The 13,660-nt window shown below is 46.0% G+C and carries 15 protein-coding genes; 7 read left to right on the top strand and 8 right to left on the bottom strand.

Features of this window, described 5'->3' with window-relative positions; translation table 11 throughout:
• Positions 1-23 precede the first annotated feature (23 nt).
• Genes H5T41_05555 through H5T41_05540 form a run of 4 tightly spaced genes read right to left on the bottom strand, consistent with a single transcriptional unit; the run spans position 24 to position 3,343 of the window.
• Positions 24-644: a hypothetical protein gene (locus H5T41_05555; protein ID MBC7108238.1), complete on the bottom strand. Its 621-nt coding sequence runs from the start codon at positions 642-644 to the stop codon at positions 24-26.
• A 2-nt stretch (positions 645-646) separates the two neighbouring features.
• The gene (locus tag H5T41_05550) at positions 647-1,345 is read right to left on the bottom strand and encodes a hypothetical protein (protein MBC7108237.1); all 699 of its coding nucleotides are present in this window, start codon (positions 1,343-1,345) and stop codon (positions 647-649) included.
• The gene (locus H5T41_05545) at positions 1,342-2,103 is read right to left on the bottom strand and encodes an ATP-binding cassette domain-containing protein (GenBank protein MBC7108236.1); all 762 of its coding nucleotides are present in this window, start codon (positions 2,101-2,103) and stop codon (positions 1,342-1,344) included. Before H5T41_05545 ends, H5T41_05550 begins: the two co-directional genes overlap by 4 nt.
• The gene (locus H5T41_05540) at positions 2,087-3,343 is read right to left on the bottom strand and encodes a cysteate synthase (protein ID MBC7108235.1); all 1,257 of its coding nucleotides are present in this window, start codon (positions 3,341-3,343) and stop codon (positions 2,087-2,089) included. Before H5T41_05540 ends, H5T41_05545 begins: the two co-directional genes overlap by 17 nt.
• 689 nt (positions 3,344-4,032) lie before the next feature.
• On the opposite strand from H5T41_05540, the gene H5T41_05535 reads away from it, so the two are divergent.
• The 3 genes from H5T41_05535 to H5T41_05525 all read left to right on the top strand — a co-directional run bounded on the left by H5T41_05535 (position 4,033) and on the right by H5T41_05525 (position 6,962).
• Entirely contained in the window at positions 4,033-4,908 is an 876-nt protein-coding gene (locus tag H5T41_05535) for a mechanosensitive ion channel (GenBank protein ID MBC7108234.1), read from the top strand.
• A 239-nt stretch (positions 4,909-5,147) separates the two neighbouring features.
• Complete coding sequence (locus H5T41_05530; protein MBC7108233.1) at positions 5,148-6,107, top strand: sodium:calcium antiporter; 960 nt, start codon at positions 5,148-5,150, stop codon at positions 6,105-6,107.
• Between the two features lie 303 nt (positions 6,108-6,410).
• Positions 6,411-6,962 carry an HD domain-containing protein gene (locus H5T41_05525; protein ID MBC7108232.1) on the top strand — a complete coding sequence of 184 codons (552 nt, stop codon included), beginning with the start codon at positions 6,411-6,413 and terminating at the stop codon, positions 6,960-6,962.
• Between the two features lie 179 nt (positions 6,963-7,141).
• On the opposite strand, the gene H5T41_05520 is transcribed toward H5T41_05525, so the two are convergent.
• The 3 genes from H5T41_05520 to H5T41_05510 form a co-directional block, all read right to left on the bottom strand.
• Positions 7,142-7,339, bottom strand: a complete 198-nt coding sequence (locus tag H5T41_05520; GenBank protein MBC7108231.1) for a hypothetical protein — start codon at positions 7,337-7,339, stop codon at positions 7,142-7,144.
• 112 nt (positions 7,340-7,451) lie between these two features.
• The gene (locus tag H5T41_05515) at positions 7,452-7,817 is read right to left on the bottom strand and encodes a hypothetical protein (protein MBC7108230.1); all 366 of its coding nucleotides are present in this window, start codon (positions 7,815-7,817) and stop codon (positions 7,452-7,454) included.
• A 421-nt stretch (positions 7,818-8,238) separates the two neighbouring features.
• Complete coding sequence (locus tag H5T41_05510; protein ID MBC7108229.1) at positions 8,239-9,072, bottom strand: hypothetical protein; 834 nt, start codon at positions 9,070-9,072, stop codon at positions 8,239-8,241.
• 255 nt (positions 9,073-9,327) lie between these two features.
• Here H5T41_05510 and H5T41_05505 point away from each other — a divergent pair, with 255 nt between their 5' ends.
• The 4 genes from H5T41_05505 to H5T41_05490 are packed head-to-tail and all read left to right on the top strand — an operon-like array spanning position 9,328 to position 13,137.
• Positions 9,328-9,954 carry a 4Fe-4S binding protein gene (locus tag H5T41_05505; protein ID MBC7108228.1) on the top strand — a complete coding sequence of 209 codons (627 nt, stop codon included), beginning with the start codon at positions 9,328-9,330 and terminating at the stop codon, positions 9,952-9,954.
• Between the two features lie 13 nt (positions 9,955-9,967).
• Positions 9,968-11,416, top strand: coding sequence for a hypothetical protein (locus H5T41_05500; GenBank protein MBC7108227.1), 1,449 nt, complete (start codon positions 9,968-9,970; stop codon positions 11,414-11,416).
• Positions 11,417-11,423: 7 nt separating this feature from the next.
• Entirely contained in the window at positions 11,424-12,236 is an 813-nt protein-coding gene (locus H5T41_05495; protein MBC7108226.1) for a hypothetical protein, read from the top strand.
• Positions 12,226-13,137, top strand: coding sequence for a competence/damage-inducible protein A (locus tag H5T41_05490; GenBank protein ID MBC7108225.1), 912 nt, complete (start codon positions 12,226-12,228; stop codon positions 13,135-13,137). The genes H5T41_05495 and H5T41_05490 overlap by 11 nt, the downstream gene beginning before the upstream one ends.
• Here H5T41_05490 and H5T41_05485 read toward each other — a convergent pair.
• Entirely contained in the window at positions 13,134-13,640 is a 507-nt protein-coding gene (locus tag H5T41_05485; GenBank protein ID MBC7108224.1) for a DUF3795 domain-containing protein, read from the bottom strand. The genes H5T41_05490 and H5T41_05485 overlap by 4 nt on opposite strands.
• Positions 13,641-13,660: the final 20 nt, after the last annotated feature.

Here is a 13,660-nt window from a genome sequence, read left to right as displayed (position 1 = left end):
TTGTAAGACGGCAACGCTGTGGTTCAAGGTCTCCACACCTTTAAGTCGATGCTTTCGATTCTCACCCTCGAGCCTGCAGACAATACCACAACTCCGGAGTGAACCTTTCTCATCATGCATTCGTGCGGTAAAAATCTCACGGTCTGACCTACTTCAGGTATTAATCCATCACGAACCACTCCTTCGAATGCGACAACCATGCATATCCCGATATCCGATGGCTGAAAAGGTTCGCCAAGCAAGTGACGTGGGCCTACAATATGCACAGTAATCAATCCATGATTCTTTCTCAGGATTTTTGCGAAATGGGTTATTGGGCAGCCTAACGGCCTGTATCTGATCGCATCTCCTTCATTCAACTCGCAATCTCGATCGAAAGGAAGAAGTTCTTCCCTGCATGAGGGTTCTCCCTCCAATGGGGCAAGGGCGAAGTCAGCCTCCAGGCCATCGATCACCCCTCTGATACTTCTTTTTCTTTGTCTCTTTGCCATTATTTCTCGTATCTGTGCTAATTTTTCAGGCGAAACGTAGGGGCAATCCGATGGATGCGCGCCATCCTCTAGAGCACGGGCGAATCCAAGGCAACTCCTATGACCGCATCTCCCACAGTTTAGTCCCGGCAAGAGATCAACGATTCTCTCCATGCTCATTCACCAACGTATTCCATCGATCCGTCCAAATGACGGAGCAGTCCCCGGTGGTGCTCCCTTTCGATTCTCCGCTCGCCTGTACAGAGAGTGCATATAGCAAATGGGGGATTATGCCGCAGTTGCATACCAGGGTTAACGGTCAAGCACTTAACCACTATCTCGACCAGCTCATTGACACCCTTGCCTGTTATTCCATTAGCTTCGATCACTTTGCATGTTGGATTTGCCTCAACAACTCTCTCCCAGAAGACCTCCCTCTCTGCCTGCGAGACCATATCGCCTTTTGTTGTCACTATTACGTCTGCCGTAGTGAGGAGTGGTCCTACCTTCAATGGAGTATTGGGTCCAGATGTGACATCGATTACACAAACGGCAAGGCATTTATCCGGGTACGGGGCGCAGCGGAGACACAGGCCTGCCGTTTCCACAAACAGAATCTCTGCCCTCATCTTCTTAGCCCATTCGATCATCTCTTCGAATCCGTAAATGGCGAAATGATCGGGGCACATATCCTTTGAAAGACCAAGCATGACTGGCACCTTCAATTCCGCGATCCTCTTGTCATCCTCGGACGAAATACAATCGATCTTGACAACTGCGGGGTCGAAACTTCGTGATATCAGTGATCTTACCACATGCATGAGTATGGAAGTTTTTCCAGAGCCAGGTGGACCGGCGATGACAACTAATCTCATTTCTCGCACACCACTTCTCCCATTCTAATCCTCTCTCGGAGATTGCAAATCCAGTCGTCAATCTCAATGAGTCTAGAGTGTATCCTCACCTCTTCTTCAGAGCGATTGATAAGTGATATCATCCCACCATTTCTCATCACAATACGCCTTGGTGGGATGAGGGCAATATAGGGATCATGGGTGATCACCATGACAATTTTTCCCTTTCCCGAAAGAAGCCTTAACGCTTCTTGTTTCTTGATTCCAGCGTTCTCAATTTCGTCCACAAGTACGACTGTAGAATCGCTGATAATCGCGATATCTGCCGTCATCAGTGCTCGGCACTGTCCACCACTCAAAGTCGTGAGACGATCGGTTTCGACTATTGGCTCACCACATAGCGTATTTGCCAGGGCCAGAACTTCCGAAACTATCTCCTCTCTCCTTCCCCTACTCCTTGCATGTATCTTGAGAAATTCACCAACTCTCAAGTCGGCCAGAAAATGCATGCGCTGTGAGAGCTGCGCAACGAGTCGCTTTTTCGGATTCGTTCGAACATCCTCGTCTGCCACTACTCCATTAATCAAAATGGTTCTTCGTGAGATCGTATCGCCCTTGGCAAGCTGTTCAACATCATTGAGCAGAGTCGATTTTCCAGATCCAGTCGGACCAACAATTCCGATGATCTCTCCTCTTTTCAGAAGGACTCTATTAACCCCTTCCCTCCTTCCGTTTTTGTCTATTCCACCCAAAATAGTCAGTTCACGCAGCTCTTTCAAAAATCGACCCTCCCAGCGCTTCTGTAATCATCCTTACGATCGAGAAAGGATCCTCGTCCCTTCTGACTTTAACATCTGCTTCTATAATTTTGATTCCTTTATCCCGCCGGAGAAGGGCTTCTCCACCACCAGTGATATTGAGAAGAACGCTTTCATTTTTTGACACAACTCCAGTGTCAACCGCTTTCAGCAATGCAGCTACTGCAATAGCGGCCGCCGGAACGATATCGATTCCCTCAAGACTCTCAAAGAGCCTCTTTGCTATCTCAGCCTCCTTATTTGAAATACCGTAGACCAAGCCTCCTGTACTTCTCAAAGCGTCGAGAATACCTCCGCCAACATGAAGCGGAGGTTTTCTATTGAAAAGAACATCGTCGAACATGTCGCGAGGGCAGTCATCGGAAATATTTTCATTGTTGATAGTGTTGAAAATAGGCGCACAAGGAATATTTTGGGCAAGATGGAGATGAGGGAGAGACTGGCCAAAACGTCCATCACTTATAAGGCGCAAAGAAGCTTCCCATGCCGCTATTCCTCCAGTTCCGCTCCCTATCGCCTGAAAGTAATGTTTCGGTAACTTCTTGATCGTAAATGCGGCATCGAGCATGACCGTACCCATGCCATCTCTGCGAGCGATGTTTTTTGCCCCACCTTCAGCCATGAAGGGCCCGTGAGCGACCAACTGCTCTGAAAGCGAAATTGCGTCGTAGTAGTCCCCTTCAACACCAATAATGAAAATCGATTTGCCCTTCTCTACAGGCATCCATATGCGATCCAATCCATGAACAGGGACAACGAGGATAAGGGGAAATCCGATATCGCTACAAACGCGGGCAAAGGCACGTGCGGTATTGCCAGCAGAGGCGACAACCAACGCTTTACGTACCTTATGATCTAGCAGCCGTCTTATTGTCGGGGCGGCTTCAAGATCTTTGAAAGTACAGGTATCCATGTATGCCCCTTTCTCTGGCCAATATCCATTGAAGCTGATGTATAATTCTTCCAGTCCGAGTTCCTTTGCGAGCATTTTACTCTTGTATGTTGTTGGTCCGGCCCCTAATTCCAGAATTCCCTTCACAGGTAACCATTCTGAGAATTTCCAGATACCGGGAAGATCACTCAAAATGAGTTGTCTTGTCTCGTATTCACTGCGGAGAAGGGAATCATGAATTGAACAATAACTGGCTTGTTGATTGTGTATTTCTCCTCCCCTCACACACCGAATTGAACACTCAGCCACAAATGCTAAGATTAAATGGGTCTTAAAGAATTTTTCTACAATTGTGATAGATCGTGTCACGAAGAGGAAAAAACCCAAATAAAATGGTACGAGAGTATCATCAAAACGAAAAGTATGGTTTACTTGTTAGCATCTAACGCTCTTCCATATATAATTACACTTTTATTTTTGTCGTTGATCTTTTTTCTCATATCATCAAGCGAAAACCCCTATGGAATCTATTAACAAATAATAATATGAGATGTATCGCATATAAAATTAATTAACTGTTAACTTGAGGGAGCGTAAATGGATGTGTGCACATCCACGGGCCCGCCATAATGCTCAATTTACCTAATGTGTCCATCTGGTACCACAATTTGCGAGCTCAAATTGGCGGGAATGGCCATCATCGTTTTTTTACTTTTTTAAATAAAAGAACGATCCTCTTATCAAATCGCCTATTACATACCATTTCGAATCCGTATTTAGAAAACTGATTGTAAGACACTTGATAGATTGCGGATCTTGAGAAACGAAATCATCCACATATTTAAAGATCGCTCCTTTACTTAAGAAATTCCGATAAATGCATCGTGAGAGTCAGAAAATTAGAAAAGGCAATCATTCCATAATGACAATACCTGGTTCGGTTGATGTTTCGAAACTCGATTTTGGTAGAAATTGTGGAGTAATGGAGGCAAAACGAATTGTTCCTCGACGATCCAATAGTCGGCAGTCTGACGATACTTGATCTCATCGCATTTCTTATCGTTCTCGTTTTGTCAGTCATCCTCGCGAAGAGCGCCTATGCTTTGATCAGAATGATCCTCGACCTCAGAATCACAAAAAAACGATCGAAGATTATCGCGAAACTCACTCAATATTTAATTATCATCCTCGGTCTCTACATAGGTTTCTGGGAAATCCTCAAGTTGGATATTTCAGCGTTTCTCGTCTCTCTTGGTGTCATTGGTATTGCTGTTGCGCTCGCATCGCAGCAGGTTATACAGAACGCATTCGCTGGCATCCTTATTTCCGTCACGAAACCTTTCGAAATTGAAGATTGGGTTGAGGTCGGAGGCATGCCCGCCACCGGTTTATGCCGCGTAAAAGATGTCAACCTCATCAACACAGTCATGCGCGACCTGGATGGACGCATTCTTTACATTCCCAATTCTTTTTTGATTGGAAATAAGTTGATCAACTACACGAAGGGAGGTTTCATCGCTCTGACAGTGCCCTTGTGGATTTCGAAGGAAGAAAATATCGACTGCATCGCGAGAATCGTGCTGGACGAAGCGGATAAGAATAATTTCATCCTACCTCATGTAACCGGAGAGGAAAAATCAAGAATTAACAAGCTACTTGAACTGCCACGTTTCAAAACACTATTTGAAGGCAAAATCGACATGAATTTTTTTAATCCGCAAGTCAACGTTGTCGAGATTCAGGGGACAAGGACAAAACTGGCAATCAAGATTTGGATTAGGGAAATCAATAAGAAAGATGAAATTATTTCGACCTTTCTAAAAAATTTACGTGAAAGATTTGAAAAAGAGGGCGTTAAGCTTGTCGATGTTTAACCTCTCTCTCATGATCCTCTGTAAACACGTTTTGCATTCGTAAGCAAGCATTGAGCATTTCTTATCGTTGAATGAAGATTAATGAAAATGCACCTAGCATTCTACTGATCGGTTTTTGATTTCAACTTACAGCTCAAATCGACGAAACGCTTGATCCGCTGCGCAGATATCTGTAGTCTCGGCAACAAGCGTCTCAGTGAGCAGAATAAATAATGGTCAATACATGTCATTATCTTGCAATGGATATCCTCAACGATCTCATCTTCCTTCTCACCGGATTTACCGCCGTCTATTTTGGAGGCAGATATCTCGTTGATGGGGCGGCTAAGCTTGCGAACGCAATTGGGGTGAGACCATTTATCATCGGAACGACCATCGTCGCTTTTGGAACATCCTCCCCAGAATTCTTCCTCGGTCTTGTGGCGGGAATACGCGGAGTATCAACGGTCTCTCTCGGTAATGTAATAGGTGCGAATGTATCAAACGTGACTATCATTCTCGCTCTCTGCGCAATCATCTCTCCTATCGTCATCAGGTTTGAAATGGTCAGGCGGGAAGGTTTAGTTGCACTTTTAAGTACAATACTCTTTCTGGCGCTTGCGCTCGATGGTCAAATTTCGCTGCTTGATGGGTCTTTGATGATCATCTTGTTTCTTCTGACAACTCTTATCATACTCATCTTGTCGAGAGGAGAAAAGCCAAGCGACGCGGTCAGCATGGAATACAGGGAAATTTGCGCACCCTGCCCCAAGCCACTGACGAGCGCACTTATCCTGCTAGTAGGTCTCCTGATCCTGCTTATAGGGGCGCAAGTCTCAATTGATTCGGCTGTGGGTCTTGCAAAGGCATTTGGGGTCAGCGATTTTCTGATTGGTCTTACGCTCGTGACGCTTGGAACCACTCTTCCCGAAATGACGGTCAGCATTGTCGCCGCCTTTAAAAAGGGAATGGACATCGCTTTGGGAAACAGCTTTGGCTCTGTTGTTTTCAACACACTCGTCGTCGCAGGAATGGGAGGCGTCTTTCAGGGTTTGTCGGTCACGAGCATGTTGCTGATCACAGGTGTCATTCCACTCGTCCTGTTTACTATTTTAGTATTTTTTATGCTGATGCGCCACGGCGGCATCGACAAGAAACATAGTGTTCTACTCTTGATTCTCTATGGAATCTTTCTGGCCATCAATTTTGCCGTAGGATGATCATTTTTGGGTCTTTATTTTTAGGAATCATTGGTTTATGATGTTTATGTCATCAATTATGAGCATATATTTTTGGTATTTGATTGAGGAAATTGTGCAAGATTAAGTCAGATTCAACTCTATCCTCGAAAAATTGAGTCAGGTACAGGAGTCTGCGATGTCACCGATTCTATATTTGGACAAAAGACCCCTTCGACCGTTAAAAAGAACTTGTGGAGCATCGGGGTATATCAGTAATTTATGAAGAAGAAATACATCGCAGGAGAATAGGTTAATTACTGAGTCAATGATATTTCATAATAAATGATCTCAAGGGATGAGGCAATTCGCGTGGTGAGGAATTACATTTCGAAAGAAAACAATCTGAAGCATATGATCGCGGTTGGTGCGATCATGAGGGAGTTAGCAGTGAATCTAGGTGAAGATGCGTTGAAATGGGAGGTGACAGGAATTCTCCACGACATCGACTTTGAGACATGCAATGCTCCTTCAAATCACACCCTGAAGGCAAAGGAGTTGCTTCAGGGAATTGTTGATGATGAAATCATCAACTCGATTTTGGCGCACAATTACGAGTACACATCGGTTATGCCAGATAGTAAACTTAAGAAAGCCCTCATCGCATCCGATGCTGCCTCTGGTCTGATCGTCGCATGTGCGCTTGTTATGCCATCGAAGAAGCTCGATGAAGTGAAATTAGAAACGCTTCTCAAGAAGTACAAGTCGAAGGATTTCGCAAGAAACGTGAGCAGGGAAAGGATCGCGATCTGCAATGAATTAGCTCTCGCGCTCGAGCAATTTTTGCAAATCGCTCTGGAGGGAATGAAGAAGGTATCGGGAGAATTGGGACTTTAATCTGGCAATTTGAATTTCTTGGCGGAATTTTGTTAAACAATTTTTGACTTCAGATAAAGGAAATAGCTCATCTGAAACGAAGCGCAGATTCTCTTTCTTATTTTAAAATAAATAATTTTACTATTATTTTATTATTCGCAATGATTTGTTAGAGATCTAGCTCATGCGTGATCCTTAACTCATGAGGTATCATCGGTGCCGATTATGCCTGCCTTCTTGCTTTTTTTACTTTTTCTCATTTTCATCGGACCGCCAACATACTTCTCATCATGAAAGCCGTGCGCGGGCGATCTTGAATCGGGTTCTCTCAATGGATCGTGTCTGATTTCAAGCCATAAAAGGTTAGGACACGAATAGTGACCGGAGAGCATTGTCAACGTTAATATCCTCCGCAAAAAGATCTGCATAGAGAATTTTTTCTTTACTGAATATATGGCCTGCTAGGGCCTGCGAGTGTTACGCTGGCAGGGTTGACAATGAAACTACCTCCTACCGCAATATTGAAATTTCTACGTTCAGGCGGCATCCTGTCATCTGGAATATACTGCCTACGCTGATCACGAAAACCTGGTTTTCGAACGCGTATTCCTTCATCGCATGTCCGAGATCACAAAAGAAAGGGGAGTCTCTATTTTTCAATCTCTTTTTTTCTCCTGGATGATGCTCCCATGACCCACCAGCCGGGCCATAACGCGCAGTGAATCTCCTTCCCAGCGATGCCATCGCCGCTTTTTGAAGCGCCATGTGACGCTCGTAACAGATCATGCCACCGATCGTTCCGATTGGAGTATCGAAGACGACGATATCGTTTGCGTCCCCCATGCTCCAAATCATTCTCTCGGCGTGTGTCGGCATGGGCTTTCTGTGGCGTCCGAGGATTTTTCCGTCGTGGTTTGATGAATAGGATCGTATTACACAGTGCGTTGCTTCCCTTGATATCGCTCATTTCGCTACAGCCGATGGCTGTAATGACAGTCGCATCCTTCGGGGCTTCGCACAATAAATCGACATCAGAACTTGGGATCTTCAAAGAGTTCTTTTGATACCGTACCATCCACTTAGACCATTTCAAGATCGGCAAAATCCCGCGCCTGGCTTTCTCCGCCGTCTCAATCGTCCTGCAGGCTTTGTTGATTGTTGCTTCCTTTTCCATAAAAACTGGCGAGACTTGTGCCGCCGCAACTCTGACTCTTTTTTCTATTGAGATCAAGAAGAAACCAATTTGCTCAGGTAAGAATCTATTGTCCCGTTCATCTTTATCGATCAAAATCAATGATCATTTCCATGTCTCGCAAACCCAGCGATCGTAAAAATCACTTCTTTCATTTTCAAACACTTCGACTTCTCTTCCCCTCTCTTTTGACCACTGACTGATCATGAAGGCTTCTTTTTCAGTGCCTGTTGTGAGGATCGTATTCTCAGTTAACGATAGAATCTCATTTACAATTCTCTTCCAGAGAATTGAGTTGAACGGGGTGATTTCCCCTGCCATAAGAATGAGTCCGTATTCCACTTCTTTGATATACCGAGATGCGAAAGTAGCGTCAATACACATTGTCTCTTCCGGTAACAATCTTCCAGCTCGCAGACCGCAGGATAGCAGCGACGGATCATTGTCGAATGAAATGACTGACATACCCATCGTTCTTGCGACCACCGAGCCTACACCTGTCCCGCAGGCGGCATCGAGGCAAATTTTATCCCTAACATTCCCCCATTTTTCCCTCAGAATGTGTAATAAGTTTTCAGCACGATGCGGGGAAAAATCGTCGAGCGCTGGTGGAACCTTTCTTATCAATTCGAGCGAATAGTATTCCCTCACTGCGGCTTCCCATTCGGTCTGTTTTTCCTGGTAAATCTCAATATCAATTTGTTCGAGTTTATCAAGAAGCTCTTCTGAGATATTTCTATAAGTGAAAGTCCCAGCAACCCACCCACTATCTGTTTCCAGCGCAACAGCAATTGGCCACTCACTCTCGTTGATGAGCAATCGTCCTCTCGATGATCGTATGTTGATCAGATCGTTAGTGAATTGTTCGTCGATGAGCTTGTCGAAGCTCGGCTCAATGAATTTGACTTCATCTAGGTCGAAGAGAAGTGCCGCTCGCATAGCTTTTCACCTGCTGTCGTGCCCACACATCTAGGCGGCATACCGAATCCTGCTTCCGATCAGCACAATCGATTGAGTAAATAATGAAATTTTCACACAGAATCGAATCCTCTTTTCCGAAATGATCAGAACATTAATAATACTTGAAGGTATGAATTATCAATACAAAATGAAATAAAAGAAGATGATGGAAAGAATGAAGGAAAACCCGCGCCTCTCGTTACGGAGAAGCGCTGAAACTCGGGAGGAGAATCTGTGAGAGTCGTCAACATGTATGCGGAGGTTGATGCCTCCAAGTGCACTGGGTGCCAGACGTGCGAAAAGGTCTGTCCGACGCTTTCAATCAAAGTCGGAAAAATTGACGGCAAAAGGAAGGCGCAAGTCAATCTCGATACATGCGTTGGCTGTGGCGCATGCTCGGAAAGATGCCAGTTTAGGGCTGTCAATCTGAAAAATCTCAGCCAGCCGAGGATTCTGGCGATTGATCTCGAATCGGTCGACAGAATCAAGATCAAGGAGCTGTGCCTGAAAGCGAGATTGCACCCAGAGCAAATCGTATGTTTCTGCACGGGCACGAGGGCAGAAGAGATTGCTGCGGCAATCCTCCATGGAGCCTCGTCCCCTGAAGAGATTTCGAGGACGGTCGGAGCAAGAACGGGCTGTAAGGTCGAATGCATTCAGCCGATTCTCCGTTTGCTCTTCGCCGCCGGGAAAGATCCGAAGCCCATTAAGGGAGGATGGCAGTGGTATGGTCTAACGCCGACCCTCTGGGATATTCCGGAAGAAGTAATCGAGAAATACTCCTCCAGAGGCTTTTATTTTGAGGAAGATAGGGCGATTTTCAGGAAGCTCCTTGATTTGGCTGAAAAAAGGGGTGAATAAAGTGCCACCGAAGCTGTATGCTCCAGTTAGACCTCTTCCGCCGAAACCGTCGAGGTATGGTCCCGACCCCTCGATGATCCGTATCAGAGCGGCAGATTTGAAAAACATGGTCTCTATCGGTGTGAGAGAGCTTTTTCCAGGATTTCCAGAGGCCATATACCCCTCCGAAAAGGGGATATCGGCTGTGAGGGAGGCAACGGAGGAAGCGCTCAGCAAGGTCGACATGTCGATGATCAAGCCAGGTGACTCGGTTAACATTCTCGGTTCTCATCATGGCTTCACGATCCTCGGCGGAGAGCCGTACGCCGAGATGCTCAAGGCAACGAGGGATTTCATCATGGAGAAGACAGGCGCCGAGGACATCAGGCTCAGGGCTGGTGTCGGTCTCAGATTTAGAGAATCGGATGAGTACATCGAACGATTCCGGCTTGACGATCATTTCAATGGGAAGGCAATTGGGGTTGCGCCAATCGACGAGGGGATCGCGATCGAAACGGAGATTGGTACGCTCTATGGTTTGAAAAAATGCTACGATGCGAAATGGATCGTCCACGCTCACAACAGCGATGTCAGGGAGATACACTTTCACAGGCATGTTGACAGAGCGGTCAAGCCGTTCGGCATGTCGTATGCAAGAATCGAAACGCGGTCTACATACCACCATAATCTAGGCCCGAGAGGCGCAAATTTCGCAGCAAGGGCAATCTTTAATTCTCAATTTGTACAGAAGAAGTGGACATTCGCGACATTCCTGCGACCAACACCTGCAGGAATCATCGGCGTTGACGCAGATAACGATCTTTTCGAGCTCGATCGAAGAATCGCAATTGATAACTTCAGATATTATGGCAAAATTTTGACGCTCCTCGGCAAAATCAGGGAGTGCATCGCCGTACTTGATTTCCAGGCGCCGATTCCTTACGTGTTTTCAGCGGGAATGATTTTTGCGAATTTTTCCGCTTCAAGCGTCGACATTTTCGATTTAGATAACCCTCTTCCTGGTTATACATGGTACACCGAATCGTTCTATGGCAGGGATGAAAAGCCGATCATTCAGGATGTTGCCCCAATCAATCCAGCTATCAAAGCACTCATCATCAACTACGCCTGGGGAGGTTATCCTAGTGTCTTTTGGGCCAAGAAGATACCGACGATTGTCGTCGGAGAATGGCAAGCGGATGTTTTCAGAAAAGATCCGCAAAACGTGGAATTCATGAAACATGCACTCATTGCCGACGATCTGGAATCAGCGATTGAAATGGCAATGCGAATCACAGGCACGGACAAGATACTTGCCTTTGACGGTGCACCTGGGGCAATCAACTTGAGCAAGTCGCTTGCCCTCGATTTGATCGACATAGCGCCGGATGTTGATCAGGAGGTCGAGAATACGCTTCTGCCGAAATGGTGTCGGCAGCGGGGAATCTCATTTGCGACAAGTGAAATCCTGGCAGCAAAGTGAGTCGAACGTGAATGACATCAGAGATTCGCTGTTCAGAGACATCCCTAACAGAAAAGTGAGTGCCCGTATATGGTCAAACGAGAGCGGTGTGGTCGTTGGGATTAGACGGATGGCGCAGGCAGCGGCGAAGATCGGCGTGTCTATTGATGTGAAATTGCGCGATGGAGACGAGATTCCTTGCAGAGGGACGATCGCGATCGTCGAAGGTACGCCAAAGCAAATATCGATTGCAGAGGATGAGCTGATCGGAACGATTGCCAAAACCTCAGGTGTTGCGACGGCTGCGCGCAACGCGGTGAAGCTTGCTGGAAATAGAGTTAAAATCGTTTCTGGGGGCTGGAAGAAAATGCCGATCCAGATCAAGGAAGAAATCAGAGAAGCGCTCAGATTGGGAGGTGTCGGGATCAGGATTAGCGAAGAGCCATTTGTTTATTTGGACAAGAATTATATCCGAATTTTTGGCGGAATTTCTCAGGCTCTGAGGGCCGCCTCGCAATTCGACGATCGAATTAAAGTCGTGCAAATAAGGGGCGAAACAAAAACGATTTCAGATGAATCGATCGAAGCGGTAGATCATGGTGCGACGATTATTATGGTCGATACAGGGGAAATGAAGGACCTGATTGCGGTCATCGATTCGCTCAGAAAAGCTCATGTGAGAGATCGAGTCAAGGTCGCATTTGGAGGATCGATCAAATTGGAAGAGATTCCTCGGCTTGTAGAAACTGGTGTGGATATTCTTGATATCGGTAGAGCCCTGATCGATGCACCGATGTTGGATATCAAATTTGATGTGAGCGTGGCTTCAAATGAAAGTTAATCTTCTGGGAAAGACGGAACTATGGATAAGAGATGTGAAGCTCGATGATGTGAACTTGGGTGAGGTTGCCGCAGCCGTTGCGAGCGTCTTGGGATTGAGCAGAGAGGAAGTTCTTGTGACCGACGCTTCAGATAATCATCTAACCTTGGATATTTTAAGGAAGGAGATTGAGGCAGAGCGCATTTTCGGAAAGAAGGCGGAATTGCTCCGTGCTCTTTCGAATGTGCCCGGAATAAATGTATCGGAAAAAACAAGCATTCATTCAGAGGGAATTCTTGGGTTCATCGATCTCGATGAGGAAATTGCAAAACAAGCCTTTCAAAAATCGAGCGAAATGGTTGAAGAGATCATGAGCAGGATTAGAAAAAGGTGCATCGTTTTTCCGACAGGGGAAGAAGTCAAGAAAGGGACAATCAGGGACACGAACTCCCCTTACATCAAATCTCGTCTTGAGGCAGAGGGATTCTGCGTCGATATCGGCAATGCGCTAAATGACGATGTCGATGAGATCGCTACCGCGCTCAACAGCGCGATCGACTCGGGTTACGGGGTCGTGATTACAACTGGTGGTGTTGGCGCAGAGTCGAAAGATTGCACAGTCGAAGCGTTGAGAAGGGTTGATCCTCATGCTGCCACTCCTTATGTCACAAAATACAAGAAAGGGACTGGTAGACATGCGAAAGACGGCGTGAGGATCGGTACAGGACGAGTTGGAGAAAGCCTCCTTGTAACCCTTCCTGGTCCTCACGAAGAAGTGAAAATCTTGATCGAAATCCTCATATCTTGTATTAAGAGAGGAGAAAGCAAGGATAGAATTGCTGCTGAGATCGCCAGAGCGCTCAGGGAAAGATATATGCAAAACATCGATGTTGCTAGCCATCGGAAGCATCAAGCAGATTAGTGAGGATTTCTGACGAGAGAATAGCGAAACCCACGGCTCGATCTCACCTTTTGTTCCCCAATCCATTCCTCGAGCCCTATCTCCTTCATTCTCTTTCCATCTGGAATCAGAAATGGATACCGCCTTGCAAGTTTTTCGATGTGATGACATGGATAGCTTTCGCAGAAAGGGCAAGCAACGATGTTCTTCTCTCTTGCACACTCCCTTATTGGACAATCTGGTGGTCCTCCAGAATTGTTTCTACAGGAACATTCAAACGATGCGAGCTTTCGCAGAAAGTTCCAGAACGGCGGAAAGGATTCTTTCATCTCCGGATCGTAACGATAGAAATCATCGAATCCTTCGTCATGTAAACTCTCGATCAGGGCTTTCGATCTTACTGGCACTTCAGCTCTCTGAGCGCAGAGATCACAGTAAAGACCGCAATACGCGACGCATTCTAGCTCAGAATCGCTGACCATGAGATATTCATTTGCGCTCTTGTTTGAAGACTTTTTGGTCATTTTAACCGATGCGATTTTTT

This window comes from Methanomassiliicoccales archaeon (genome assembly GCA_014361295.1).
Classification (GTDB): Archaea; Thermoplasmatota; Thermoplasmata; order Methanomassiliicoccales; family JACIVX01; genus JACIVX01.
The sequence above is the reverse complement of the archived record's forward strand: the minus strand, read 5'-3'. Positions and strand labels throughout refer to the sequence as shown.